General features: G+C 71.7%; 19 protein-coding genes and 3 pseudogenes. 11 read left to right on the top strand and 11 right to left on the bottom strand.

The window, feature by feature from the left end; translation table 11 throughout:
• Positions 1-49: 49 nt before the first annotated feature.
• Entirely contained in the window at positions 50-1,735 is a 1,686-nt protein-coding gene (locus tag OIE49_RS30845) for a carbohydrate binding domain-containing protein (protein WP_326805152.1), read from the top strand.
• 200 nt (positions 1,736-1,935) lie between these two features.
• Here OIE49_RS30845 and OIE49_RS30840 read toward each other — a convergent pair whose 3' ends face one another.
• Positions 1,936-2,367: a hypothetical protein gene (locus OIE49_RS30840; protein WP_326805151.1), complete on the bottom strand. Its 432-nt coding sequence runs from the start codon at positions 2,365-2,367 to the stop codon at positions 1,936-1,938.
• A gap of 42 nt (positions 2,368-2,409) precedes the next feature.
• On the bottom strand, positions 2,410-3,747 hold the full coding sequence (locus OIE49_RS30835; RefSeq protein ID WP_100571516.1) for a 6-phospho-beta-glucosidase: 1,338 nt from the start codon (positions 3,745-3,747) through the stop codon (positions 2,410-2,412).
• A 279-nt stretch (positions 3,748-4,026) separates the two neighbouring features.
• Between OIE49_RS30835 and OIE49_RS30830 the strand changes: the two genes are divergently transcribed.
• From OIE49_RS30830 to gnd, 4 genes are all read left to right on the top strand, one after another.
• The gene (locus OIE49_RS30830; protein ID WP_100571515.1) at positions 4,027-5,439 is read left to right on the top strand and encodes a glycoside hydrolase family 16 protein; all 1,413 of its coding nucleotides are present in this window, start codon (positions 4,027-4,029) and stop codon (positions 5,437-5,439) included.
• Positions 5,440-5,967: 528 nt separating this feature from the next.
• Positions 5,968-7,764: a glucose-6-phosphate dehydrogenase gene (gene zwf, locus OIE49_RS30825; protein ID WP_326805150.1), complete on the top strand. Its 1,797-nt coding sequence runs from the start codon at positions 5,968-5,970 to the stop codon at positions 7,762-7,764.
• Positions 7,761-8,687, top strand: coding sequence for a glucose-6-phosphate dehydrogenase assembly protein OpcA (gene opcA / locus OIE49_RS30820; RefSeq protein WP_100571513.1), 927 nt, complete (start codon positions 7,761-7,763; stop codon positions 8,685-8,687). Before zwf ends, opcA begins: the two co-directional genes overlap by 4 nt.
• Positions 8,688-8,724: 37 nt before the next feature.
• Positions 8,725-9,624 (top strand): phosphogluconate dehydrogenase (NAD(+)-dependent, decarboxylating), encoded by a 900-nt coding sequence (gene gnd / locus OIE49_RS30815; protein ID WP_326806365.1) that lies wholly within the window; start codon positions 8,725-8,727, stop codon positions 9,622-9,624.
• Positions 9,625-9,822: 198 nt separating this feature from the next.
• Here gnd and OIE49_RS30810 read toward each other — a convergent pair whose 3' ends face one another.
• Entirely contained in the window at positions 9,823-10,413 is a 591-nt protein-coding gene (locus OIE49_RS30810) for a TetR/AcrR family transcriptional regulator (protein ID WP_326805149.1), read from the bottom strand.
• On the opposite strand from OIE49_RS30810, the gene OIE49_RS30805 reads away from it, so the two are divergent.
• Positions 10,355-11,455 carry an NAD(P)-dependent oxidoreductase gene (locus OIE49_RS30805; RefSeq protein ID WP_326805148.1) on the top strand — a complete coding sequence of 367 codons (1,101 nt, stop codon included), beginning with the start codon at positions 10,355-10,357 and terminating at the stop codon, positions 11,453-11,455. The genes OIE49_RS30810 and OIE49_RS30805 overlap by 59 nt on opposite strands.
• Here the strand turns inward: OIE49_RS30805 and OIE49_RS30800 are convergent.
• Both OIE49_RS30800 and ribA read right to left on the bottom strand, forming a co-directional pair.
• On the bottom strand, positions 11,422-11,883 hold the full coding sequence (locus tag OIE49_RS30800; RefSeq protein WP_100571509.1) for a PPOX class F420-dependent oxidoreductase: 462 nt from the start codon (positions 11,881-11,883) through the stop codon (positions 11,422-11,424). The genes OIE49_RS30805 and OIE49_RS30800 overlap by 34 nt on opposite strands.
• A 185-nt stretch (positions 11,884-12,068) precedes the next feature.
• Positions 12,069-12,728, bottom strand: a complete 660-nt coding sequence (gene ribA / locus OIE49_RS30795) for a GTP cyclohydrolase II (RefSeq protein WP_100571508.1) — start codon at positions 12,726-12,728, stop codon at positions 12,069-12,071.
• A 38-nt stretch (positions 12,729-12,766) separates the two neighbouring features.
• Here ribA and OIE49_RS30790 point away from each other — a divergent pair, with 38 nt between their 5' ends.
• A complete protein-coding gene (locus OIE49_RS30790; protein ID WP_326805147.1) occupies positions 12,767-13,555 on the top strand; it encodes a creatininase family protein in 789 nt (262 codons plus the stop codon).
• A gap of 155 nt (positions 13,556-13,710) precedes the next feature.
• Here OIE49_RS30790 and OIE49_RS30785 read toward each other — a convergent pair.
• The 5 genes and pseudogenes from OIE49_RS30785 to OIE49_RS30765 form a co-directional block, all read right to left on the bottom strand.
• Positions 13,711-14,670: pseudogene (locus tag OIE49_RS30785) on the bottom strand (lysylphosphatidylglycerol synthase transmembrane domain-containing protein); the annotation flags it as partial.
• Positions 14,667-15,635: a methyltransferase domain-containing protein gene (locus tag OIE49_RS30780; protein WP_326806364.1), complete on the bottom strand. Its 969-nt coding sequence runs from the start codon at positions 15,633-15,635 to the stop codon at positions 14,667-14,669. The gene OIE49_RS30780 and the pseudogene OIE49_RS30785, both read right to left, overlap by 4 nt.
• Before the next feature lie 149 nt (positions 15,636-15,784).
• A complete protein-coding gene (locus tag OIE49_RS30775) occupies positions 15,785-16,969 on the bottom strand; it encodes a glycosyltransferase family 4 protein (RefSeq protein WP_326805146.1) in 1,185 nt (394 codons plus the stop codon).
• Positions 16,966-17,364 (bottom strand): 6-pyruvoyl trahydropterin synthase family protein, encoded by a 399-nt coding sequence (locus tag OIE49_RS30770; protein WP_100571503.1) that lies wholly within the window; start codon positions 17,362-17,364, stop codon positions 16,966-16,968. Before OIE49_RS30770 ends, OIE49_RS30775 begins: the two co-directional genes overlap by 4 nt.
• Positions 17,365-17,515: 151 nt before the next feature.
• A complete protein-coding gene (locus OIE49_RS30765; RefSeq protein WP_326805145.1) occupies positions 17,516-18,499 on the bottom strand; it encodes a zinc-dependent alcohol dehydrogenase in 984 nt (327 codons plus the stop codon).
• Between the two features lie 109 nt (positions 18,500-18,608).
• Here OIE49_RS30765 and OIE49_RS30760 point away from each other — a divergent pair, with 109 nt between their 5' ends.
• On the top strand, positions 18,609-19,433 hold the full coding sequence (locus tag OIE49_RS30760) for a CDP-alcohol phosphatidyltransferase family protein (RefSeq protein WP_326805144.1): 825 nt from the start codon (positions 18,609-18,611) through the stop codon (positions 19,431-19,433).
• Between the two features lie 554 nt (positions 19,434-19,987).
• Positions 19,988-20,164: pseudogene (locus tag OIE49_RS30755) on the top strand (IS630 family transposase); the annotation flags it as partial.
• 983 nt (positions 20,165-21,147) lie between these two features.
• On the opposite strand, the pseudogene OIE49_RS30750 reads toward OIE49_RS30755, so the two are convergent.
• Positions 21,148-21,553, bottom strand: a pseudogene (locus tag OIE49_RS30750) (transposase); the annotation flags it as partial.
• A 279-nt stretch (positions 21,554-21,832) separates the two neighbouring features.
• Here OIE49_RS30750 and OIE49_RS30745 point away from each other — a divergent pair.
• Positions 21,833-22,816: a helix-turn-helix domain-containing protein gene (locus tag OIE49_RS30745; RefSeq protein WP_326805143.1), complete on the top strand. Its 984-nt coding sequence runs from the start codon at positions 21,833-21,835 to the stop codon at positions 22,814-22,816.
• Between the two features lie 495 nt (positions 22,817-23,311).
• The gene (locus OIE49_RS30740; protein ID WP_326805142.1) at positions 23,312-23,674 is read left to right on the top strand and encodes a hypothetical protein; all 363 of its coding nucleotides are present in this window, start codon (positions 23,312-23,314) and stop codon (positions 23,672-23,674) included.
• Positions 23,675-23,834: the final 160 nt, after the last annotated feature.

Raw genomic sequence — 23,834 nt, 5'->3', positions numbered from 1 at the left:
TCTGCACCTCTGCACCTCCCGAACGCCCCCATATCTTCAGGGAGATAGCGTGCGCGACACACTGAGACGTCCCGGACGTCGGCTCCTCGCCCTGCTCGGCTCCGCGGCCCTGGCGCTCGCCGGAGCCATCGCGCTGCCCGGCACGGCATACGCGGCCAACATCCTGAACAACCCCGGCTTCGAGTCGGGGGGCCTCTCCCCCTGGACCTGCACCGGCAACCTCGGTTCAGTCGTCTCCTCCCCCGTGCACGGTGGCTCCAAGGCCCTCGCCGGCGCGGTGACGTCGAGCGACACCGCCCAGTGCAGCCAGACCGTCCCGGTCCAGCCGAACACGACGTACAAGCTCAGCGGCTGGGTGCGCGGCTCCTACGTCTACCTCGGCGTCGACGGCGGCGCCTCGACCTGGACCTCGTCCCCGTCCGCGTACAGCCAGCTGTCGGTCTCCTTCACCACCGGCGCCGGCCAGACCAGCGCGACCGTCTACGTCCACGGCTGGTACGCGCAAGGCACCTACTACGCCGACGACATCAGCCTGGACGGTCCCGGCGGCGGCGGTGGCGGCGACACCCAGGCGCCGACCGCGCCGACGGGTCTGACCTCCACCGGCAAGACGTCCTCCAGCGTGTCGCTCAAGTGGAACGCCGCCACGGACAACGTGGGCGTGACGGCGTACGACGTCTACAGCGGCGCCGGCCAGGTGCTGAGCGTCTCCGGTACGACCGCCACGGTGAACGGCCTGTCGCCCAGCACCTCCTACACCTTCACGGTCAAGGCACGCGACGCCGCCGGGAACGTCTCGGGGGCCTCGAACGCCGTCACGGTCACCACGGACGCCGGCAGCGGCGGCAGCAGCGGCTTCAAGCAGGCGGCTCCGTATCTGTACGAGGGCTGGGGCAGCCCGCCCAGCCCCACGTCGGTGATGAGCGCGACCGGCATCAAGTGGTTCACGATGGCGTTCGTGCTCGACTCGGGCGGCTGCACACCGTCCTGGGACAGCCAGCGGCCGCTGACCGGCGGCGTCGACCAGACCGCCATCAACCAGATCCGCTCGGCGGGCGGTGACATCGTCCCCTCGTTCGGCGGCTGGAGCGGCAGCAAGCTCGGCGCCAACTGCTCCTCCGCGAGCGCGCTCGCCGGGGCGATCCAGAAGGTGATCAGCGCCTACGGCCTGAAGGCGATCGACATGGACATCGAGAACTCGGACGAGTTCGAGAACGAGGCCGTGCAGGCCAAGATCCTCACCGCGTTGAAGACCGTCAAGGCCAACAACCCCGGTCTGAAGACGATCGTGACCTTCGGCACCTCGACGACCGGACCCACATACTACGGCAACCGGCTCATCGAACAGGCCAAGTCGCTGAACGCGGACATCGACGTCTTCACCATCATGCCGTTCGACTTCGGCGGCGGTGCGGACATGTACGGCAACACGGTGAACGCGGCCGAGGGCCTGAAGGCCAAGCTGAGGTCGACCTTCGGCTGGGACGACGCCACCGCCTACTCCCACATCGGCATCTCCGGCATGAACGGCCTGTCCGACCAGCAGGAGAACACGACCACGGCGATCTGGACGCAGATCCGCGACTGGGCCAACAGCCACCACATCGCCCGGCTCGCCTTCTGGTCGGTCAACCGTGACCGGCCGTGCCCGGGCGGCGGTGTGGCGGAGAACTGCTCCGGCATCAGCCAGAACAACTGGCAGTTCACGTCCATCACCGCGGGCTTCAAGGGCTGAGCGCCCGTTTCTGACGCCCCGTGCGGGACTTCCTCCGGAACTTCTTCCGGAAATTTTCCGCCCGGGGTGTATCAGGGCCCCGACCAGCGACTCTCAAAGGTGGGGGGCAACGGGGAAGACGGGGGACCACGGGGGAACGGGGGACGGGACGGTCGGTCGCACTACGGGGGAGCGACCGACCGGCCCGGCAAGCCGGGGTCTCAGGCCCGGCTGAGAACGACCTCCAGTCGCCCCGTCCGCCACACGCACAGCAGCCACGCCGCCGGGAGTTGCAGCGTGAACAGCGAGTAGACCGCCATCATGGACGCCGTGTCCGCCGGGGCGTCCTCGCCGCCGGCCCAGGCCGACGGCCCCGAACAGGCCAGCAGCGTCGCCAGGTAGACGAACCCGTCGACCAGGACCGCGCGCACGCGCGGCAGCGCGGACAGCAGACCCCTGGTCAGCGTCAGTGACGCGGTGGCGGCCACGACGAAGACCGCGTTCCACGGGTCCGTCGCCCAGAGCGAGACCCATCCCCCGAGGCCGCCGCCGGAAGCGGCCGTCCACGCCAGGTCCACGGCCGCCCCGGTCAGCCAGGACAGCACCACAACGACGAGCGCGTAGGACACGGCGCTTCGCCATGTGACGGTCACGTCATTCCCCCTTGGTCACGGGCCGCCGCGCGGCGGCCCGCTTCATCGCAGATACGCCAGGCCCGGGTGGACGGCGAGGTAGCCGTCGACGAGGCGGCGGGCCACGTTCACGGAGTCGATCAGCGGGTGCAGCGCGAAGGCCTTCACGGCCGTCGCGCGGGAGCCCGACCCGGCCGCGGCGAGCACCTCGCGCTCGACCGCCTTGACCGCGCAGACCAGCCCGGTCGCGTGCCCGGGCAGCGGGTCGACCGAGACCGGGTGCGCGCCGTTCGCGTCGACCAGGCAGGGCACCTCCACGACGGCCTCGGCGTCCAGCACCGAAAGGGTGCCCCGATTGCGGACGTTGAGGATCAGCGTGGTGCGCTCGTCGCGTGCGATGGCCCGCATCAGGGCGAGGGCGACCTTCTCGTAGCCGCCGGAGAGGTCGTCGGCCTCCCGCTCCCCCGCCCCCGCCGCCTCGCGGTTCTCCGCCATGTAGGTGGCCTCGCGCTCGGCGCGGGTACGGTTCCAGGCCGGGAGGGCGGCGGCCTTCGGGTCCCGCAACTCCTCGTAGAACCCGGCCTGCTGGTCGCGCAGGAAGGCGCCGCGGGTCTTCCCGGGCTCCTGGTGAGCCTGTACGGCCTCGCGGTTGAAGTAGTAGTAGTGCAGGTACTCGTTGGGGATCGCGCCCAGCGACCGGAGCCAGTCGGCGCCGAAGAGCCTGCCCTCCTCGAAGGAGCCGAGCAGTTCGGGGTCGGCGAGCAGGCGCGGGAGTTCGTCGCGGCCGGCCACGCGCAGTCCGCGCAGCCAGCCGAGGTGGTTGAGGCCGACGTAGTCGATCCACGCCCGTCCCGGGTCCGCGCCGAGCACGCGGGCGACGCGCCGGCCGAGACCGACGGGCGAGTCGCAGATGCCGATCACCCGGTCGCCGAGATGCCGTGACATGGCCTCGGTGACCAGTCCGGCCGGGTTGGTGAAATTGATGACCCAGGCGTCGGGCGCCAGCCGGGCCACCCGACGGGCGATCCCGACGGCGACGGGCACGGTGCGCAGTCCGTAGGCGATGCCGCCCGCGCCCACCGTCTCCTGGCCGAGCACCCCCTCGGCGAGCGCCACCCGTTCGTCCTCCGCGCGCCCCTCCAGGCCGCCGACCCGGATGGCGGAGAACACGAAGTCCGCGCCGCGCAGGGCCTCGTCCAGGTCGGTGGTGGCCCGCACCACGGGCGCGTCGGGCACTCCGGCGGCCTGTTCGGTCAGCACCCTGCTGACCGCGGACAGTCGCCCGGCGTCCAGGTCGTGCAGGACGACCTCGGTGACCCGGCCCTCGGCACGGTCGGCGAGCAGCGCCCCGTACACCAGCGGCACACGGAATCCGCCGCCGCCCAGAATCGTCAGCCTCACGCCTGCACCCTACGTCCACGCCCGCCCCCGGAGGCGGCGAGGCCGGGCGGGGACGCGTCGGACGTCCCTTCTGTTGGGTGAAGCCTTGAACTCCCGTTCCGGGCAAGGACTTTCTTCGTTTTAACTCTTGACGGTGGCGGAGCCCGGGGGCACATTGGCCGCGCACCACATGATGAGAGCGCTCTCAAGGCACTCCCCGCAAAGCGCTCTCAAGACCTCCCCGTACATGTTCGAGCACGGCATCGAGCACCCCCACTCCGTACCCGAGAGGCACCCCCCATGAGTGAACCCCCCGTCGCGCCCGCCGCCACGCGCCGCAGACGTTCCGTGCGGCGCGCGCTCGTCGCCGCCCTCGGCACGCTCGGCCTGGCGGCGGCCGCCGCCACCGCCGGCATCCTGCCCGCGAACGCCTCCGCCCCCACGCCCCCGTCGGGCTGGACCCAGGTCTTCCTCGACGAGTTCGACGGCCCGGCCGGCACCGGCGTCAACACGGCCAACTGGCAGTACGACACCGGTACTTCCTACCCGGGCGGCGCCGCCAACTGGGGTACCGGCGAGATCGAGACGATGACGTCCAGCACCAGCAACGTCTCCCTCGACGGCAACGGCAACCTGCTCATCACGCCGCGCCGGGACGCCGCCGGCAACTGGACCTCCGGCCGCATCGAGACCAAGCGCACCGACTTCCAGCCCCCGGCCGGCGGCAAGCTGCGCGTGCAGGCCCGCGTCCAGATGCCCAACGTCACCGGCGCCGCCGCCAAGGGGTACTGGCCCGCCTTCTGGATGCTGGGCGCGCCCTTCCGCGGCAACTACTGGAACTGGCCCGGCGTCGGCGAACTGGACATCATGGAGAACGTCCAGGGACTCAACACCAACTGGGCGACCATGCACTGCGGCACCAACCCGGACGGGCCGTGCAAGGAGACGACGGGCCTCGGCGGTTCGACCTCGTGCACGGGCAGCACCTGCCAGGCCGGCTTCCACACGTACGCCATGGAGTGGGACAGGTCGACCAGCCCCGAGCAGATCCGCTTCTACGTCGACGGCGTCAACTTCCACACCGTGCGGTCCAACGACGTGGACGCGGCGACGTGGGCCAACGCCACCAACCACGGGTACTTCGTCATCCTGAACGTGGCGATGGGCGGCGGCTTCCCCGGCGCGTTCGGCGGCGGCCCGGACGGCGGCACCGAACCCGGCCACCCGATGACCGTGGACTATGTGCAGGTGCTCCAGTCCTCCGGCGGTGGGAGCGGTACCACACCTCCTCCGACCGGCAACCGGGACGCCTACAGCCCCATCCAGGCCGAGTCCTACGACAGCCAGAGCGGCGTCATCACCGAGACGACCACCGACACGGGCGGCGGCCAGAACATCGGCGCCGTCTCGAACGGCGACTGGACCCTCTACAAGGGCGTGAACTTCGGCTCCACCGCGGCCCGGCAGTTCTACGCGCGGGTCGCCAGCGGCGCCGCGCCGGGAGTCAGCGGACTGGTCGAGGTACGCCTGGACAACCGCGGCAACGCGCCCGTCGGCAGCTTCGCGCTGGCCAACACCGGAGGCTGGCAGTCCTGGAGGACGGTCCCGGCGAACATCAGCCCGGTGACCGGCACCCACGACGTGTACCTCACCTTCAGCAGCGGCCAGCCGGCGGACTTCGTGAACGTCAACTGGTTCGACTTCGGTCACTGACCGGCACGCAGGTCCGGACACCGGGGCTCCACGCACACGCGTGGGGCCCCGGTGGCGTGTGGTGGCTGGGGCGCGGCGTGGGGTGGGGCGTGTGTCGCGGGCCCGTGCGTCGCGGGCCCGTACGTCGCGGGCCCGTACGTCGCGGGCCCGTACGTCGCGGGCCCGTACGTCGCGGGCCCGTACGTCGCGGGCTCGCGTGGCGTGGGCCCGCGTGGCGTGGGCCCGCGTGGCGTGGGCCCGTGTGTCATCGGTGCCCGCACGGCGCGTGCATGATCCGAACGCTGCATGGAAGACGCTCACTGTGACCGAAGGAGCCCTGACCGTGACAGCCCCGGAGTGCCGGTCGGCCGCGGGCGCGGGCGGATCCGCGGATCGAGGTGAGGGATCCCCCGTACGAGGACACCCTGTATTACGAGGACACTCCGCAGACGCACGAACCGGTCACGCCCGGCACGGTGATCACCAGCCGCAGGGCAACCTGCCGGAGGCGGTGGCCAGGCCCCTCGACAGCAAGGGAGTTGACGCGGAATGAGCAAGAAGCCCACCGAGGCGGCGGCGCATGCCTCCCGGGCGGCGGCCTCCGGCCCACCGGCCGCCCGCGGCCGGGCACCGACCGCGGCCGCGAAGCCCACGACCCCGAGCGCCGGCCCCACGGACAGCGAGGCACCGGCGGCGACGCACACCCGGGCGCAGGGGTCGGGAGCCGCAGCCCCCACTGGGACCGCGGCCTCCGGCCCGACCGCGGCCTCCGGCCCCAGGAAGGTCCAGGCGCCCGACGTCCGGGTGCCGGTGGGGGCCGCGGCCGATTGGGCGAATCCGCTGCGTGACACCAGGGACCGGCGGCTGCCGCGGATCGCGGGGCCGTCCGGGCTGGTGATCTTCGGCGTCACCGGGGACTTGTCCCGCAAGAAGCTGATGCCGGCCGTCTACGACCTGGCCAACCGCGGACTTCTGCCCCCGGGCTTCTCCCTGGTCGGCTTCTCCCGGCGGGACTGGGAGGATCAGGACTTCGCCGAGGTGGTGCACGAGGCCGTCAAGCAGCACGCGCGCACGCCGTTCCGCGAGGAGGTCTGGCAGCAGCTCTCCGAGGGCATGCGGTTCGTCCCCGGCGACTTCGACGACGACACGGCGTTCAAGCACCTGCGCGCGGCGGTGGAGGACCTGGACTCCTCCCGCGGCACGGGCGGCAACTTCGCGTTCTATCTCTCCGTACCGCCGAGGTTCTTCCCCAAGGTCGTCCAGCAGCTGAAGAAGCACGGGCTGGCGGAGGGGCCGAAGGGCTCCTGGCGGCGGGCGGTCATCGAAAAGCCGTTCGGTCACGATCTCGCCAGCGCACGTGAGCTGAACCGGATCGTGCACGAGGTGTTCGACCCGGAGCAGGTCTTCCGCATCGACCACTACCTGGGCAAGGAGACCGTCCAGAACATCCTGGCCCTGCGCTTCGCCAACCAGATGTACGAGCCGGTCTGGAACCGGTCCTACGTCGACCATGTACAGATCACCATGGCCGAGGACATCGGCATCGGCGGCCGCGCCGGCTACTACGACGGCATCGGCGCCGCCCGCGACGTCATCCAGAACCACCTGCTGCAACTCATGGCGCTCACCGCGATGGAGGAACCCATCGCCTTCGACGCCGAGGCGCTGCTCACCGAGAAACTGAAGGTGCTGAAATCGGTGCGGCTGCCCGAGGACCTGGGCCACCACACCGTGCGCGCCCAGTACACGAAGGGCTGGCAGGGCGGCGGACAGGTCGTCGGCTACCTCCAGGAGGACGGCATCGACCCGCGGTCGAAGACCGACACGTACGCGGCGCTGCGCCTGGAGATCGCCAACCGCCGCTGGGCCGGAGTCCCGTTCTACCTGCGCGCCGGAAAGCGCCTGGGGCGCCGGGTGACCGAGATCGCGGTGGTCTTCCAGCGGGCCCCGCACTCCCCCTTCGACTCCACCGCCACCGAGGAGCTGGGCGAGAACGCGATCGTGATCCGCGTCCAGCCGGACGAGGGCATGACGGTCAGGTTCGGTTCGAAGGTGCCGGGCACCTCCATGGAGATCCGGGACGTGACGATGGACTTCGCCTACGGCGAGTCCTTCACGGAGTCCAGCCCGGAGGCCTACGAACGCCTCATCCTGGACGTACTGCTCGGCGACGCCAACCTGTTCCCGCGGCCCCAGGAGGTCGAGGAGTCGTGGAAGATCCTCGACCCGGTGGAGGCGTACTGGGACGACCACGGCAGGCCGGCGCAGTACCCGGCGGGCACATGGGGTCCGCCGCAAGCCGACGAGATGCTCGCACGAGACGGACGGAGCTGGCGCAGGCCATGAAGATCGACCTGACCGACACCACCGCGGGAGAGATCAACAACGCGCTGGTGCGGGGCCGCCGTGCCATCGGCACACCCGCCGTGGGCATGGTCCTGACGATGGTCATCGTCACGGACGAGGAGAACGCCTACGACTCACTGAAAGCCGCCGAGGAGGCCTCGCGCGAGCACCCCTCGCGCACCCTGCTCGTCGTCAGGCGGCACGCCCGCACCTTGCGCGACCGCACGCACTCCCGGCTGGACGCGGAGGTACGGGTGGGCTCCGAGGCGGGCACGGGCGAGACGGCCGTGCTGCGCACCTACGGCGAGGTGTCCGAGCACGCCGACTCGGTCGTGCTGCCGCTGCTGCTGCCGGACGCGCCGGTCGTCGTCTGGTGGCCGGTGGACGCGCCCGAGAACCCGGCACAGGATCCGCTGGGCAGGCTGGCGCAGCGCAGGATCACCGACCTGTACGCCGTGGAACGCCCGCTGGAGATCCTCCAGGCGCGCGTGCGCACCTACGCTCCCGGCGACACCGACCTCGCCTGGACCCGGCTCACCCCCTGGCGCTCGATGCTGGCCGCGGCCCTGGACCAGGCCCGGGTACGGGTGACCTCGGCGGCCGTGGAGGCAGAGGCGGAGAACCCGAGCGCGGAGCTGCTGGCCCGCTGGCTGGAGGCCCGGCTGGGCGTGCGGACGGACCGTGTGGTGTCCGGCGGCCCGGTCGTCACGGCCGTACGGCTGGGCACCGACAACGGGGAGATCGTCATCGACCGGCCCGAGGGCCCACTGGCCACGCTGACCCTGCCGGGCCAGCCGCCGCGCACCCTCGCGCTGAAGGTCCGTCCTCTCTCCGAGCTCATCGCCGAGGAGCTGCGCCGCCTCGATGCCGACGAGATGTACGCCGTCGCGCTGCGCGGCGAGGGCGCCAAGGAGACCGTCTGAATGTCCGACATCCAGGAAGTGAGCTGAGATGGCATCGATGCAGTTGGGTCTCGTCGGCCTCGGCAAGATGGGCGGCAACATGCGGGAACGTCTCCGCGACGCCGGCCTCACCGTGGTGGGCTACGACCGCAATCCGGAGCTGTCCGACGTGGACGACCTGGTCGAGCTCGTGGACCGGCTGGAGGCACCGCGTGTGGTCTGGGTGATGGTGCCGGCCGGCGAGGCCACCCAGGGGGCCATCGACCAGCTGGCGACCCTGCTCAAACCCGGCGACATCGTCGTCGACGGCGGCAACTCCCGGTGGACGGACGACGAGAAGCACGCCAAGCAGTTGCACGCGCGGGGCGTCGGCTTCGTCGACGCGGGCGTCTCCGGGGGCGTGTGGGGCCTGAAGAACGGCTACGCGCTGATGGTGGGCGGCGACGAGGAGCACGTCCGGTGGCTGAAGCCGATCTTCGACGCGCTCAAGCCGGAGGGCCCGTACGGCTTCGTGCACGCGGGCAAGGTGGGCGCGGGGCACTTCGCGAAGATGGTCCACAACGGCATCGAGTACGCGATGATGCAGGCCTACGCCGAGGGCTGGGAGCTCCTTGAGACCGTGGACTCGGTCACCGACGTGCGCGAGGTGTTCCGCTCCTGGACGCAGGGCACCGTCATCCGCTCCTGGCTCCTGGACCTCGCCGTCGACGCCCTGGACGACGACGAGCACCTGAAGAAGCTGCGCGGCTACGCGGAGGACTCCGGCGAGGGCCGCTGGACGGTGGAGGCGGGCATCGACCACGCCGTGCCGATGCCGGCGATCACCGCCGCCCTCTTCGCCCGCTTCGCCTCCCGCCAGGACGACTCCCCCCAGATGAAGATGGTCGCGGCCCTGCGCAACCAGTTCGGCGGCCACGCGGTGGAGGCGACGCAGACGCACGAGCCGAAGAAGCCCTGACCCCGGCCCGCGGCCCAGGACGTGCCCACGGCGAGCGAGGCGGCGGGGGCCGCGCGGCAGCACGCACGGGCGTGTCCGGGGCGCTCCCCGCCGGGTGCCCGGTCCTGGTCCCGCCGCCCACGCTCGCCCCGCCGGCCCCAGGCGCAGGTGTGCCTTCGAGGCGCCGTGTCGCGGTCCGGGCGTGGCGGGGAGGCGGTGTCAGTGAGCCACGGCCGCGTTCAGGAGCGGGGTCAGTTCGTGGGACACCGTTTTCAGGGGGTCCACGTTTCCTTCGGCGCGGGAGAGGATGATCGCGCCTTCCAGGGAGCTGATCATCAGGGTGGCCAGGGGCTCGGCCCGTTCGGGTGGTACGCCCATGCTCGTCAGGGCCTCGGCGACCGGCGACCGCCAGGCCGTGAACGCGGCGGCGGTCGCCTCCCGGGTGGACGCGCGGGTCGAGGCGCAGTCCACCGTCGCCGCGGCGACCGGGCACCCCGAGAGGGAGCCGGCCGTCTCGTACTCGTCGGTCCACTGCCCGACCATCGCGGCGAACAACCCGCCCGGCGTCGGCTCGGCCATGCCCGCCATGAAGCGCGCGACGCGCCGGCCCGCGTACTGGCCCGCCCACGCCACCGCCTCGTTGACCAGCTGTTCCTTGCCGCCCGGGAAGTAGTGCTGGAGGGATCCGCGGGGCGCCCCGGCGTGGGCGGCCACCTCCCGCATCCCGGTCGCGCCCACGCCGTCGCGCCGGATGAGCTGGGCCGCGCTGAACACCATCCGCTCACGCGGCCCCCGCTCGGTGCCCGTCATCGTCGGCCTCCCGGCTCCGTACGCGTCTCGCGCCCCACCCTATGACCGCCGTCATGAGCGGCGCTACTATGACCGCCGTCATAGAACGGTCCCGAACCTCAGGGCGGTCCTCGTGAACGTCGGCTTCATCGGTCTCGGAGTCATGGGGCAGCCCATGGCACTCCGGCTGGCCCGCTCCGGCACTCCCCTCACCGTGTGGAACCGCACGGCCTCCCGTACCGCTCCGCTGCGCGCGGCCGGCGCCCAGGTCGCGGCGGACCCCGGCGAGGTGTTCGCCCGCTCGGACGTGGTGCTCCTGATGCTGGCGGACGACACCGCCACCGACGCGACCCTCGGCCGCGGCGGGCCGGACTTCCCCGTGCGCGTCGCCGGGCGGGTGGTCGTCCACATGGGCACCACCTCGCCCTCGTACTCACGCGCACTGGAGTCCGACGTACGGGACGCGGGCGGGCGCTATGTCGAGGCGCCCGTCTCCGGCTCCCGCGTACCGGCGGAGAACGGCGCGCTGGTGGCGATGCTGGCCGGTGACGAGCGAGCGGTACGGACCGTACGGCCGCTGCTCGCTCCCCTGTGCCGGGAGACGTTCGTGTGCGGCCCCGCACCGGGCGCGCTGCTGACGAAGCTGTCGGTGAACCTGTTCCTGATCACGCTGGTGACCGGACTCACCGAGTCGTTCCACTTCGCCGAGCGGCAGGGGCTCGACCCGCGCCTGTTCCTCGACGTCCTCGACGCGGGCCCGATGGCCAGCCCGGTCTCGCGGATGAAGGCGCCCAAGCTGCTGGCCGGGGACTTCGACGTCCAGGCCGCCGCCCTCGACGTGCTGAAGAACAACCGGCTGATCGCCGAGGCCGCACGCGCGTCCGGCACCGCCTCCCCGCTGCTCGACGTGTGCCACGCCCTGTTCGAGGAGACCGTGTCGCTCGGCCACGGCGGCCAGGACATGGTGGCGGTCCTGCGGGCGATCGAGAGCCGCACGCGTGCGGATGTCGACCCGGCCCCGCTCCCGTCTCACCCGTCGGCGGCGCGCTTGGGGATGCCGTAGGCCCGGTCCACCCGCAGGCGGAGCACCAGGCGGCGGTCGCGGACCATGGTGGCGCGGTAGTCGTCCCAGTCGGGGTGCTCGCCGAGGATCTCCCGGTAGAGGCGTACCAGTTCCTCGACGGTCTCGTCGTACGGGTCCGCGGCGACCGGTGACAGGTCCGCGGTGCCCTCGGCGACCGTGTAGGCCCACCGGTCCGGGCTGGTGACGTGGTAGGACGCCCGCGGGTCCCGGCGCAGATTGCGGGTCTTGGCGCGGTCGTCGGTGAGCGAGACGCGGATGACCCGCCCGTCCGGGTCGTAGGCGTGCGCGACGTTCGAAAGCTGGGGCCGGCCGTCCCGCTTGAGCGTGACCAGTACCCCGCCGCGGCTTTCCGAGAGCAGCGCGAGCAGGGCTTCCTGTGCGGCGTCGTACGGCGTGTCCTGAGTCATACTCCGGTCAACCAGCGGGGCCGGGCCGCGCATTCCCCGTGGCCGCTTCCCCGCCCCCGGGTCCGGGGCGAAGTGGGCGGGGGATCCCGGCGGTCGCCCGCCGGGTTTCCCGCTTCGTCGCCGGCTGCCGGCCGGGTGCGTCCCGGCCCGGGTCCGGCCGTCGTGCGGTGCCGGGCTGCCCGGCTTCAGGACAGGTGCGCCACCGCGTCCAGGTGGGGCAGGTGGTGGTCGAGCCGTTCCCGCTTGGTGCGCAGGTAGGTGATGTTGCTCTCGCACGGCGGGATCAGCAACGGTACCGTCTCGGCGACTTGGATGCCGTGCTGCACCAACGCCTCACGCTTGCGCGGGTTGTTGGACATCAGGCGCACCGAGCGCACACCCAGGTCGTGCAGCATCCCGGCGGCCACGCCGTAGTCGCGGGCGTCGACCGGCAGGCCGAGCGCGAGGTTTGCCTCGACCGTGTCCAAGCCCTCCGCCTGCAGGGCCATCGCCCGCAGCTTGGCGAGCAGCCCGATGCCGCGGCCCTCGTGGCCTCGCAAGTAGACGACGATGCCGCTGCCTTCGGCGACGACGGCGCGCAGCGCGGCGGCGAGCTGGTCGCCGCACTCGCAGTGCTGGGAGCCGAACGCGTCCCCGGTGAGGCACTCCGAGTGCAGCCGCACCAGGACCCGGTCGGTTCCGATGTCGCCGTGCACCAGGGCGACTTGTTCGTCGCCGCGGTCGTGGTCCAGGTAGCCGACCGCCTGGAATTGCCCGTACACGGTGGGCAGCGGGGCATTCACGACGCGCTCCACACCAGTGCGCCGGGACGACTTCTTGCCGAGTACGGCGAGGTCTTCTGTCATGATCTGATTCCTAAGCAGAGACGAAAGGCCGGAAAACAATGAGTGGTTCGGAAACGCGGCCGAGGCCGACGGCACATGGTCCGTTGCCGGCGGACACCACGCAAGACGTACGGGCGCGGGGGGCGGACCTCTCACGGCAGGTGGCCGTCCTGCCGGTGGGCAGTTTCGAACAGCACGGACCGTACCTCCCGTTGGCGACCGACACGCTGGTCGCCTGCGCCATCGCACGCCGGATCGCCGACGCGTACCCGGTGCACCTCCTTCCACCGGTGACGATCTCCTGCTCGCACGAGCACGCCGCCTGGCCGGGAACCGTCAGCATCTCCTCCGTGACCCTTCATGCGGTGGTGCGGGACATCGCGGACTCACTGCGCCGCTCCGGCGTCGAGGCCCTGGTGGTCGTCAACGGTCACGGCGGGAACTACGTGCTGGGCAACGTCGTTCAGGAGGCCTCCGCGCGCGGTGAGCGCCTCGCGCTGTTCCCCGCCGCGGAGGACTGGCAGACGGCCCTCGACGCGGCCGGGGTGCGCACCTCGCCGCTCACCGACATGCACGCGGGGGAAATCGAGACCTCCATTCTTCTGCACGCTCATCCGGAAATGGTCCGGGCCGGTTACGAGTCCGCCGATTTCGTCGCGGACGACCGGCGGCATCTGCTCACCACCGGAATGTCCGCCTATACCGAATCGGGTGTCATCGGGCGTCCCTCCCTGGGTTCCGCGGAAAAGGGCGAGGAACTGCTGAACGGCCTTGCGGCCGCCTTCGGTCCGTATTTCTCGCTGCTCACTTCCGAGGACCCCGGATTGCCGGAGAGCGGACGCGGATAGTCCCCGTCGGACGCGCGGCCGGGTTCCGGGGCGGGTTCGGCGGGGCGGGACCCGGCGCGCATCGCGGTGTACCAGCGGACGACGAGGACGAGCGCCCCCGGCAGGCTGGCGACGAAGCTGAGCACCCCGTACACCACGGCCACGGTCACTCCGGTGCTCGCGCCGAGTCCGGCCGCGCCGAACGCCCAGGCGGCCACGCCCTCGCGGGGCCCGAACCCGCCGACGTTCAGCGGCAGTCCCATGGCGACCAGTGCGAGGACCGCCAGGGGCAGCAGCACGAGCACCGGGGTCGCGGGGCCGGCGACGTGCGCGGCGACCACGAACATCACGATGTGCCCGGCCAGGACGACGGCCGAGGACAGCGCGACGCCCGGCCCGTTGCGGCGGGACAGCAGCCCCTCGCGGGCCTCGGCGAGGGTGCGGCGCAGGGCCTGTCCACGCCGCGAGGGCGCGCGGTTCATCCGCAGGGCGAGGACGATGGCGAACGCGCCGGCGGCGGCGAACGCGAGCAACGCCACGAAGTGCCGCGTCTGGTCGCGCACGGGGGACGGCAGGGCGAGCAGGACGGCCGCGCCGGTGACGGCGAGCGCGATCTGTCCGGCGACCCGTTCGAGGACGACGGCCCGCACGCCGCGTCCCAGGTCGCCGGCGCTCTGCCCGTGCCGCACCGCCCGGTGCACGTCGCCCAGGACACCGCCGGGCAGCGCCGCGTTCAGGAACAGCGCGCGGTAGTAGTCGGCCACCGCAGGGCCGAGCGGCAGCCGGATGCGCAGTCCGCGGGCCACCAACTGCCAGCGCCAGGCGCTGAACACGGTGGTGACCAGCCCGATACCGAGCGCCACGAGGAGCGTCGGCGTGTCGATCCGCCGCAGCCCGTCCAGGAAGACACCGGTGCCCAGCCGCCACAGCAGGACGGCAAGGATGGCGACTCCGGCGACGGTGCCGAAGTGGGTTCGCACGGCACGGGTGTTGAGGCGGGAGAGCGCGGCGACGAGAGGGGTGCGAGCGCGGTCGTCGGCGGATGTGCCGTGCGCGCGGGAGGCGTTGGACGCCCCCTCCCCCGCACCCGCCTCCCGGTCGCGCACGCGAGGTGCGTTCACCGTCTGGGCGCTCATGCGGCACGGTCCGTCGGCCGGGACAGCGCCAGGAGGTCGTTGTGGTGCACGACGACCTGCAACTCCCCCGCCGCGCAGGCCTCCAGACGGTCGGCGAGGTAGCGGTCGGCGCGCGGCTTCAGCTCGGGACGCTGTTCGACGGCCGCGCCGACCCAGCCGCGCAGCCACTGGGCGGTCAGTTCGCGCTGGTCGGGGCCGAGCCGCCAGGGGCTCGGGTGCACCCGTACGGTGGCGCCGTGTGCGGCGAAGGCCTCGCAGGCCACCTCGACCGCGTCGGGACCGAGCAGTCCCGTACGCCGCTGGTGGGCGTTGAACGCCTCGGTGATCTCGGCGTCCAGCGGATCGGCCGGGGTCAGTTCGACCCGGCCGGCCACCGAGAGCGTAAGGAGCGCGGGGCAGCCCGCTCCGGCGCAGGCCGCGGCGAGGGTGTCGATCTCCTCGCGGGTCAGGACGTCCAGCAGCGCCGAGGCCGTGACCAGGGACGCTCCGGACAGGGCGTCCGGGGTGAGCCGGTCCACGTCGCCGCGCCGTGTCTCCACGGTGACCCGGCTGCCGTCGGCGGCTGCGCGCGGGGAGGCCACGGCGGCGAAGTGCAGCAGGTAGGGGTCGCGGTCGTGCAGGACCCAGTGCTGGGCGCCGTCCAGCCGGGGGGCGAGCCAGCGGCCCATCGAGCCGGTGCCGCACCCCAGGTCGTGCACGACGAGCCCACCGTGCCGGATCGGCAGGTTCGCCAGCCGGATGCGCAGCGGATCGAGTAGCTCGGTGGCCCGCGCGGTGGCGTCCACAGCCTCGCGGAGCTGCAACCACTCGGGCGCGTACCGGGGCGGCTCCTCGTGCGCCTCGTCCTCCCGAAGCCTCACGGTGGCCCGCTCACCGGGCCGCTGAGCGGGCCCGGCCCCCGGAATCACCTCCGGGGACACGGTGTCCTGAGCCGCAAGTGGGGAGAGAGCGCCGGAATCCGCCATGTCCGAGAGTTCCTTTCCTGCGAGCCGCGCCGCGTCCGGGAGCGGCCGCCCTGCCACGCCCGTGGCGGGGGCGGACCGCTCCCGCGGGCCGGGCCGGCCCGGGATGGTGCCGGTGAGCCCGGCGATCTCCGTGGACGTGTCCGGTGTGGTCATGCCGCCCTCCGGGGTTCCTTCGGCAGCCGGCCGAGCACTCCGGCCAGGCTGCGGGCGGTGTTGGCCCAGCCGTCGAGGGCGGCGCGCCGGCCACGTGCGGCGGACTTCAGCCGGCGCCGCACGTCGGCCTCGCCGAACCAGCCGCGCAGTTCGGCGGCGAGGGCCGCGGGGTCCTCCGGCGGTACGAGGATGCCGGGCACCCCGCCGTCGGGGGCACGGCCGACCGCCTCGCCCACCCCGCCGACGTCGGTGGCGAGCACCGGGATGCCCCGCGCGAGGGCCTCGGTGACGGCCATGCCGTACGTCTCCGCGTAGGAGGCGAGGACCATCAGGTCGGCGGCGGCGTAGCTGGCGTCGAGCTCGGCTCCGGCGCGCGGTCCGGCCAGGTGGAAACGGTCCTGCAGACCGTGCTCCGCGATCAGGCCGCGCAGCCGGTCGACGTAGGCGGGGTCCTGGGTGAGCGCGCCGACGCAGGTGCAGCTCCACGGCAGGTCGGTGACCGCGGCCAGCGCCTCCACCAGCCGGTGCTGCCCCTTGCGCGGGGTGACCGAGGCGACGCACAGCAGCTGCGAGACCCCGTCGGTGCCGGGGGCGAGGGGCGCGATGTCGGCGCCGGGGGCGGCGGCGTGGACCCGGTCGGGGGCGAGGCCGTGGTGGGAGACGAGGCGGCGTACCGCCCAGTCGCTGGTGGCGACGACGGCGGCCACCGCGCGCAGCACCTGGCGTTCCCTGGCGTCGAGTTCCGCGGCCACGGCCGGGTCGAGTCCCGTCTCGTCGCCGAGCGGCAGGTGGACGAGGACGGCCAGGCGCAGCCGCTCGGCCTCGGGCACGACGGTCTCGGGCACGCCGCAGGCGACCAGCCCGTCGAGCAGGACGACGGCGCCGTCCGGCAACTCGTGCAGGACGCGGGCGAGTTCCGCACAGGCCTCGGCGTCGGGGCGGGGCCAGTCGCCGTGCACGGGATGGGCCTGGACCTGCCAGCCGAAGCCGGGCAGGTCCAGGCTCACCCGGCGGTCGTAGGCGTTGCCGCCGCTGGGGGTGGCCGGGTCGTCGACGCCGCCGGGCAGGACGAAGTGGACGGTGCGCAGGGACATGGGGATGATCCCGACGTTCTCCGAGCCGGCGCGCTGCGCGGGCAGGTAGGTCAGGGGCGAGGGGCGATGGACGGTCGTCTCGGTCACAGCGCACGCTCGTAACTCGCCCAGGCGACGTGCGACTCGTGGAGGGTGACGGTGAGGCCGGCCAGGCCCTTGGCACCCTCGCCCAGGGCGCCCTTGTGGATGCGTTCGGCGAGCCGGTCGGCGATGACCTTGGCCAGGAACTCCGTGGAGGTGTTGATGCCGGCGAAGTCGGGCTCGTGGTCGAGGTTGCGGTAGTTCAACTCCGCCACCACGGCGCCCAGTTCCTGCGTGGCCAGTCCGATGTCGACGACGATGTTGTCGTCGTCCAGCTGCTCGCGCCGGAAGGTGGCGTCCACGAGGAACGTGGCGCCGTGCAGACGCTGCGCGGGCCCGAAGACCTCGCCGCGGAAGCTGTGGGCGATCATGATGTGATCGCGGACGGTGATGCTGAACAACGGACGACCCTCCAGGTGCGGCGCGTCTGGTCCCCGGCCGGTGCCTGCCGGGGGATGCCGTGTAGTACGGCTGACCGCTTCCCGTTGTTCAGTGACTTCTCACTCTTTTCTCAAGGTCAGGCGCTCTTGCCGTCCCCGACCGGACGATCCGTCATGATCGGTCGCCGTACCTGACCCGGTGGCACAGGGCCGGGATCTCCCCGGAGGCGAGCCTCGGCATCACCTGAGGCAGTTCCTCGAACGCGCTCTCCCCGGTGACGAGGGCGTCGAGCGCCGGGTCGGCGAGCAGGTCGAGCGCGAGGGCCAGCCGGTCGGCGTACGTGCGGCTGGAGCGCCGGGCCGGGGAGACGGTGCCGACCTGGCTGCTGCGGATGACGAGTCGACGGGAGTGGAAGGCCTCGCCGAGCGGGAGGGCGACGCGCCGGTCGCCGTACCAGCTCAGTTCGAGGACGGTGCCCTCGGGGGTGAGCAGTTCCAGCGCGCGGGCGAGGCCCTGCTCGGTGGCGCTGGCGTGCACCACGAGGTCGCAGTCGCCGAGCGCGTCCCCGGGCGACGCGAAGCCCACGCCGAGCGCGTCGGCGACCTCGGCGCGGGCCGGGTCGGCGTCGACGAGCTGCACGCGCACGCCGGGGAACCGGGCCAGCAGGGCGGCCACCGAGCAGCCCACCATGCCGCCGCCGACGACGGCGATGCGGTCGCCCACCAGGGGCGCGGCGTCCCACAGCGCGTTCACGGCGGTCTCGATCGTGCCCGCGAGCACCGCCCGCCCGGCCGGCACGTTCTCCGGCACGCAGGTGACCGCGCTCGCCGGTACGACGTAGCGGCTCTGGTGCGGATGGAGGCAGAAGACCGTGCGCCCGGTCAGCTCCGGCGGGCCCTCCTCCACGACGCCCACGCTGAGGTAGCCGTACTTCACCGGGCCGGGGAAGTCGCCCTCCTGGAACGGCGCCCGCATGGCGTCGTACTGGTTCTCGGGCACCTGGCCGCGGAACACGAGCGTCTCCGTGCCGCGGCTGATCCCGGAGTACAGCGCGCGGACGACCACCTCGCCCGGAGCGGGTTCCGGAAGGTCCGTCGGGCGTATCTCGCCGCGGCCGGGCGAGGTCAGCCAGAAGGAACGCGCGGAGCGGTTCATCAAGAATCCTCCTGAACGATCGGGAAGTTGTTCACGTACCGAGGTGTGCACAGGCCGCGGACAACGTACGCGGCGTTGATCGACTCTGTCACTCGCCGGAGGGTGTTCGGTGGCCCTGAACAACACTTACGACGCACGGCTGGTCCAGCAGGAGACCGCGGTGGGAGCGGGCGCTCAGATCCTGTTGCTGGCCCTGCTCGGCCCGGCGATCGGCATGGGTCCCGCGGGCTGGGTGACCGGCCTGGTCTTCGCGGTCGCCACCTGGGCGGTGCTCTCCCGGGCCCTGCACCGGTCACGGCCGCGCTCCTTCGGCCCGGCAAACCGGGTGACCCTGGGTCGGGCCGTTCTCGTGGGTGGGGTGACGGCGCTGGTCGCGGACTCCTTCGAGAGCGCGCCGCCGGTGTCGCTGCTGGTCGCGCTGACGGCGGTGGCCCTGATCCTGGACGGCGTCGACGGCAAGGTGGCCCGCCGCACGGGCACCTCCACGGCGCTCGGCGCCCGCTTCGACATGGAGGTGGACGCGTTCCTGATCCTGGTGCTCAGCGTGTACGTCTCGACGATGCTCGGCCCGTGGGTGCTGCTGATCGGCGGTATGCGCTACGTCTTCGTCGCCGCCGCCCGCGTGCTGCCCTGGCTGAACGCGCCCCTGCCGCCGAGCACCGCCCGCAAGACGGTCGCCGCGCTCCAGGGCGTCTTCCTGCTGCTCGCCGGATCGGACCTGCTGCCCCTGCCGGCCACCGCCGGCGTGGTGCTGCTGGCGCTCGGCCTGCTGGTGTGGTCGTTCGGCCGGGACGTGCTGTGGCTGTGGCGGACGTCGCGGGTAGGGGCGGCTGCCGACGCCGGCGTGACGAGGGAGGCCCGCCGCAAGGAGTCCGTCGCGGCCCCGGTCACGGAACCCGTCGAGACGATGCTGGAGACGGCGCGGGCCGCGTGACGCGCCGCACGACGGGCGGAGCCGGGTTACGGCAACGTGATCCGGATCCCGCATTCCGCGCGCTGAAACGTGTTCTGCGCGTCACGACGCGTTCCGCGCGCCACGACCGCGTCCGCACGACGGCGAAGGCGGCCGCGGCGAGCCCGAGGACGCCCACGAACCGGCCTACTCGACGCCGGCCGCGTCGAGCGGCACGGCATGCAGGATCCCGCTGTGCCCGATCACCCTCGTACGCTGCGGCCGATGCCACAGCGTCCACGTGGAGACAGAGGGAGCAGCCAGGGAACTCAGTGGGCACTGACAACTGCCCGAGAGCTCATTGCGGGACAGCGACACTCGCGCCTGCAGCTCTCCTTCTGGTGGTGGTCCGAGGTCCCCTCGTGGCGTGGAGTCCGACCCGCAGGCGCCCGCCTGGCCCGGCTGTTCGTCTCGCACCGCCTGGATTCCCGGGGCCACCCCTACGACAGCGACGTCAACAAGTTCGCCTGGTTGGCGGCGGGAGCGCCTGCACCGGTTGGATGTCGGCGGACATCCAACCGGTGCGGGGAGGCGTGGTGGCGGAGCCGGTCAAGGTCCGGACGCTGACCCGGCAGGAGGGCCGGCAGTTGCAGCGGATCGTGCGTCGCGGCAGCACGAACTCGGTCCGCTACCGGCGGGCGATGACGCTGCTGGCCTCGGCCGGCGGGAATCGGACGCCGATGATCGCGACATGCTCTGTCGGAGAGAAGGATGGCGCTTCCCGCCCTGCCACGACGGGGCCGTCTCCCCATCCGGCTCAGGTCCCGGAACCTCGATCTCGGCCATGCCGGCCTGCCACCCGAACACCGGCACCGCTGTCGGCGATCACCGTAGCTCTGAGGCAGCCGGGCCGTCACCCCGGTGAACGTTGCCGGTCCTAGCGGCCTGCGGGATTCCGGGACGCCGGTGTACGACGGCTGGAAGACCGGCTCCGGAGTACGAGAAAGACCACGATGCCAGCGAGGCCGAGGACGATCCCGGCCGCAAGCCAGGGCCACGGAGACCATTCCTCGGTGCAGCTCTGCTCTGTCCCTGTCGTGACGCACACGTCGCCCGGTCCGCCTCGATTGAGATAGGCGACATAGAAGACCGGAAGACTCAGACCCGAAAGAAGCCCGGGCAACCCACGGTCCGTCTGGCGATGCGTCACAAGCAGCGCGGTGCCGACCGCCGCACACAGCAGCACCAGCATGCCTATCGTCCAGAGGCTCAGAAGCCCGAGGGAGCTCGCCGCCCCCACCAGCGCCCAAGCAGCGAACCAGCCCCAGTCCTGCGGACTCCGCGACGGACGCCCGTGGGGAACCGTGCCGTTTTCGCGAGGTACATCCATGACGCCTGCCCGGACCTGAGTGATGAAAGACCGATGCTTGACCGCCCGGCGCATCGCCGGTCCCGGCCTGCCCATCCACGTAAAACCGTCGCCGCGGCACGTAGGATGTAGTTCCGATCGCCGCGCCGTGCCTCATATCGTCCGCGAAATCACCCTGACGTCTGCGCACCGCCCTCTGCGACCCCATCAGCGCCATGCCACGCCCCGTGGAAACCAACTGGTCGCTGAACGACTTCCTCATATTAGGCCCGGCACACACGACGGGTCACCAGTTCTACTCAGTCTCTTGACGTCATGTCAGCTTTGCCCCTGAAGACGCCTGACTTCCGACGGCCTGCTGAGGCGCGCGGATCCACAGCGGGCACAGCCACCGCGCCGGGGTGTCCCCTGGCAGACGCGTTCGCGGACTTCGGCCCTGGCTGTGCGCAGTGCGGTCAGAGCCCGCGTCCCGCCCCGGGCGAGCGTGTCGAAGAGTCGGGAGACCGTCGGGTCGGAGACCGTCGGCCCGACACGGCCGGCTCCACCCGCAACAGGGCCACATCGGCCAGGCAGTCCCCGCCCAGCGCGACCGCGAGGGCGACATCCAGGAGGACCTTCCCCGGGTCATGGACATCCGCTGCTTGCGCCACGGGGTGAGCGCGGCGGATATCGCCTGATCAAGGCCGGTCTTGCGGACCGACTCCACCAGCAGCACGGACCCGGCCTGGGAGACCACTCCACGGCTGCCGCCCTCGACACGGACACGCGGGTAGGACCCGACACGCTTCTTCACTTGGAGAGTGCTTCTTTCTGCGACGACCTGGACCCTAGACAAGTCCCATCGTTGCAGGTCAGGGGCACTCTCCGCGTTTCTGATCACCCAGTGGACGCTCTGCCGCGTGAAAGCGCGAGGTGCAGCGCCAGTTCCGTTCCGATGTTCCTCAAGCCCCTATTCAGGGCTAGAACATGGTCGTGAGAGTTGGTCTCACCGCCGACGAGACCGTCTTGGATGCGGCAACGTACTGGGGGATGGATGGTGCTGGTGACGGAGTTCAGGACAAAGGATCTGCCGGTGACCGAGCGGTTCGGCTCCTGGCACGACATGACGACCAGGGCGTTGATACCCAGCGTGGTCCGCAGCGATCACGAGGCGGACTTCCGGGCGAGCGCGCGAGTGCTGGACCTGGGCGCGGTGGACGTGTCCGCGCTGGCATACCCGTCGCTGGAGACCCGCCGGACGACGAAGCTGATCCGGCAATCCGACCCTGATTCCTACCAGCTGATGCTCAACCTACGCGGTAGCCACCGGATCCTCCAGGCCGGCCGGGACACCACCAGCGGCCCCGGTGAGGTGATGTTCTTCGACACCTCGCGTCCCTGGCAGGGCTGGGCATCCGCTGACCAGGACACCGTGAGAGGAGTGATGGTGCAAGTCCCCCGGGCCCTGCTGCCGCTCCCGGCGAACAAGGTCGACCGGCTCACCGCCGTGCGGTTGCCCGCACGCGACGGGATGGGCGCCCTGCTGTCCGGCTACCTCACGCAGCTGGTCGCGGGCGCCGCCACCTACACCTCGGCGGACGGCGCCCGACTGGCCACCTGCACCCTTGACCTGCTCACCGCCTTCCTCGCCCACCACCTCGACGCCGCCTCGTCGATGCCACCCCAGACCCACCACCGGGCCCTGCTGATGAAGATCCACGCCTTCATCCAGCAGCACCTGGGCGACCCGGACCTGTCCCCGGGCGCGGTCGCCGCGGCCCACCACATCTCCTTGCGTTCCCTGCACCGGCTCTTTCAGGACCAGGACACCACCGTCTCCGGCTGGATCCGCGCCCGCCGACTGGAGCGCTGCCGCCGCGACCTGGCCGACCCCCTCCTGAGCAACCAGCCGATCCACGCCCTCGCAGCGCGCTGGGGCTTCGCAGGCCCCGCGCACTTCTCCCGTGCCTTCCGCGCCGTCTACGGACTCGGCCCCCAGGACTACCGCCAGCAGCACCAAGTCGACCGAGCCTCACGTGGCACGCATCGGCAAGCACCTGGCACTCCTCGTCAATGACCGACCCGCCCTTCCCCGCAACTATTAGGCATGCCCTCGACAAGCAAGCGGGCTGCGGACTGACAGGGGACGGGAACCCGGCCCGCCACTTGTGGAAAAGCCACGCCACGTAAGGGGGACTGATGGCCGCGGAAGGCGTGCCCCAAGGGCGCTCGCACACCGGTGGACACCGGCTACCAGAGTGCGTTTCATGCCGAAGCCCGGCTCAGCATGTGGTGATCGCCGTGCCATCGGCGGACGTGGCCGGTTCACCGACATCCCATGCGCGCCCCTGACTGCGTGTGTGGCGGCTGGATCATCAACAGCAACCTCGGCGACGACCACGCCCTCAAGCACGACCCGAACGCCGGCCACTAACGGCTGCACGGCCCCGCCGGTCTCAACTTCCGGCGGCGCCATGCAGCCATGATCAATCTCAGCGGCACTTTCTGTACCGCAACTACTCACACCCGTGATAGAGAAGATGAAGGGATCGCCGTGAGGAACCTGAAGGTCATGCTTGGAGCATCCGCGGCCGCAGTCGGTGCCGTCGCCACCCTGTTGACGGGAGCCGGCACCGCCAACGCCGCAGCCACCGCCGACCTCTACGGCTGTCCGTCCGGCGCCGTCTGCGTTTACGCCGAGGGCAAGCCCGCCAGCAGCTCCACCCTGACCCACACTTACTGGTCGTACGGTGCCCACAACCTGTCCAACCAGTTCAACTGGCACTGGGTGATCAACAACCAGACCGGCGGCGCCAGCGCCGACCTCTGCTACGAGTACAACGGCGGCAACTGCACCGGCGGCAAGATCGCCGCCGGCGGCTGGCAAGCGGTGAATCTCAGCCCGATCAACTCCATCCGCCTCAACCGCCCATAGTCTCGGCCTGCTGCCCCGTAGACCACCGGGCACGTCCTGCGCGTCGGCGGGCGTCACCGAACTGCACAGGCAGGGCAGTATCGGCGGCAGAGCCCGCCTGATACCCCACGTGAAAGGGCCCTCGGGACGTTTCCCGAGGGCCCCCTTCCGCGCCCGTCCG

Source organism: Streptomyces sp. NBC_01788 (genome assembly GCF_035917575.1).
Classification (GTDB): Bacteria; Actinomycetota; Actinomycetes; order Streptomycetales; family Streptomycetaceae; genus Streptomyces.
Note: the sequence above shows the minus strand (reverse complement) of the source record. Positions and strands in the feature narration are given on the sequence as shown.

Bases quoted from the DNA above. Each gene is read 5' to 3' on its own strand.
- OIE49_RS30830 (WP_100571515.1), top strand. From the start codon at position 4,027: ATGAGTGAACCCCCCGTCGCGCCCGCCGCCACGCGCCGCAGACGTTCC.
- zwf (WP_326805150.1), top strand. From the start codon at position 5,968: ATGAGCAAGAAGCCCACCGAGGCGGCGGCGCATGCCTCCCGGGCGGCG.
- opcA (WP_100571513.1), top strand. From the start codon at position 7,761: ATGAAGATCGACCTGACCGACACCACCGCGGGAGAGATCAACAACGCG.
- gnd (WP_326806365.1), top strand. From the start codon at position 8,725: ATGCAGTTGGGTCTCGTCGGCCTCGGCAAGATGGGCGGCAACATGCGG.
- OIE49_RS30805 (WP_326805148.1), top strand. From the start codon at position 10,355: ATGAGCTGGGCCGCGCTGAACACCATCCGCTCACGCGGCCCCCGCTCG.
- OIE49_RS30810 (WP_326805149.1), bottom strand. From the start codon at position 10,413: ATGACGGGCACCGAGCGGGGGCCGCGTGAGCGGATGGTGTTCAGCGCG.
- OIE49_RS30800 (WP_100571509.1), bottom strand. From the start codon at position 11,883: ATGACTCAGGACACGCCGTACGACGCCGCACAGGAAGCCCTGCTCGCG.
- ribA (WP_100571508.1), bottom strand. From the start codon at position 12,728: ATGACAGAAGACCTCGCCGTACTCGGCAAGAAGTCGTCCCGGCGCACT.
- OIE49_RS30790 (WP_326805147.1), top strand. From the start codon at position 12,767: ATGAGTGGTTCGGAAACGCGGCCGAGGCCGACGGCACATGGTCCGTTG.
- OIE49_RS30780 (WP_326806364.1), bottom strand. From the start codon at position 15,635: ATGGCGGATTCCGGCGCTCTCTCCCCACTTGCGGCTCAGGACACCGTG.
- OIE49_RS30765 (WP_326805145.1), bottom strand. From the start codon at position 18,499: ATGAACCGCTCCGCGCGTTCCTTCTGGCTGACCTCGCCCGGCCGCGGC.
- OIE49_RS30740 (WP_326805142.1), top strand. From the start codon at position 23,312: ATGCTTGGAGCATCCGCGGCCGCAGTCGGTGCCGTCGCCACCCTGTTG.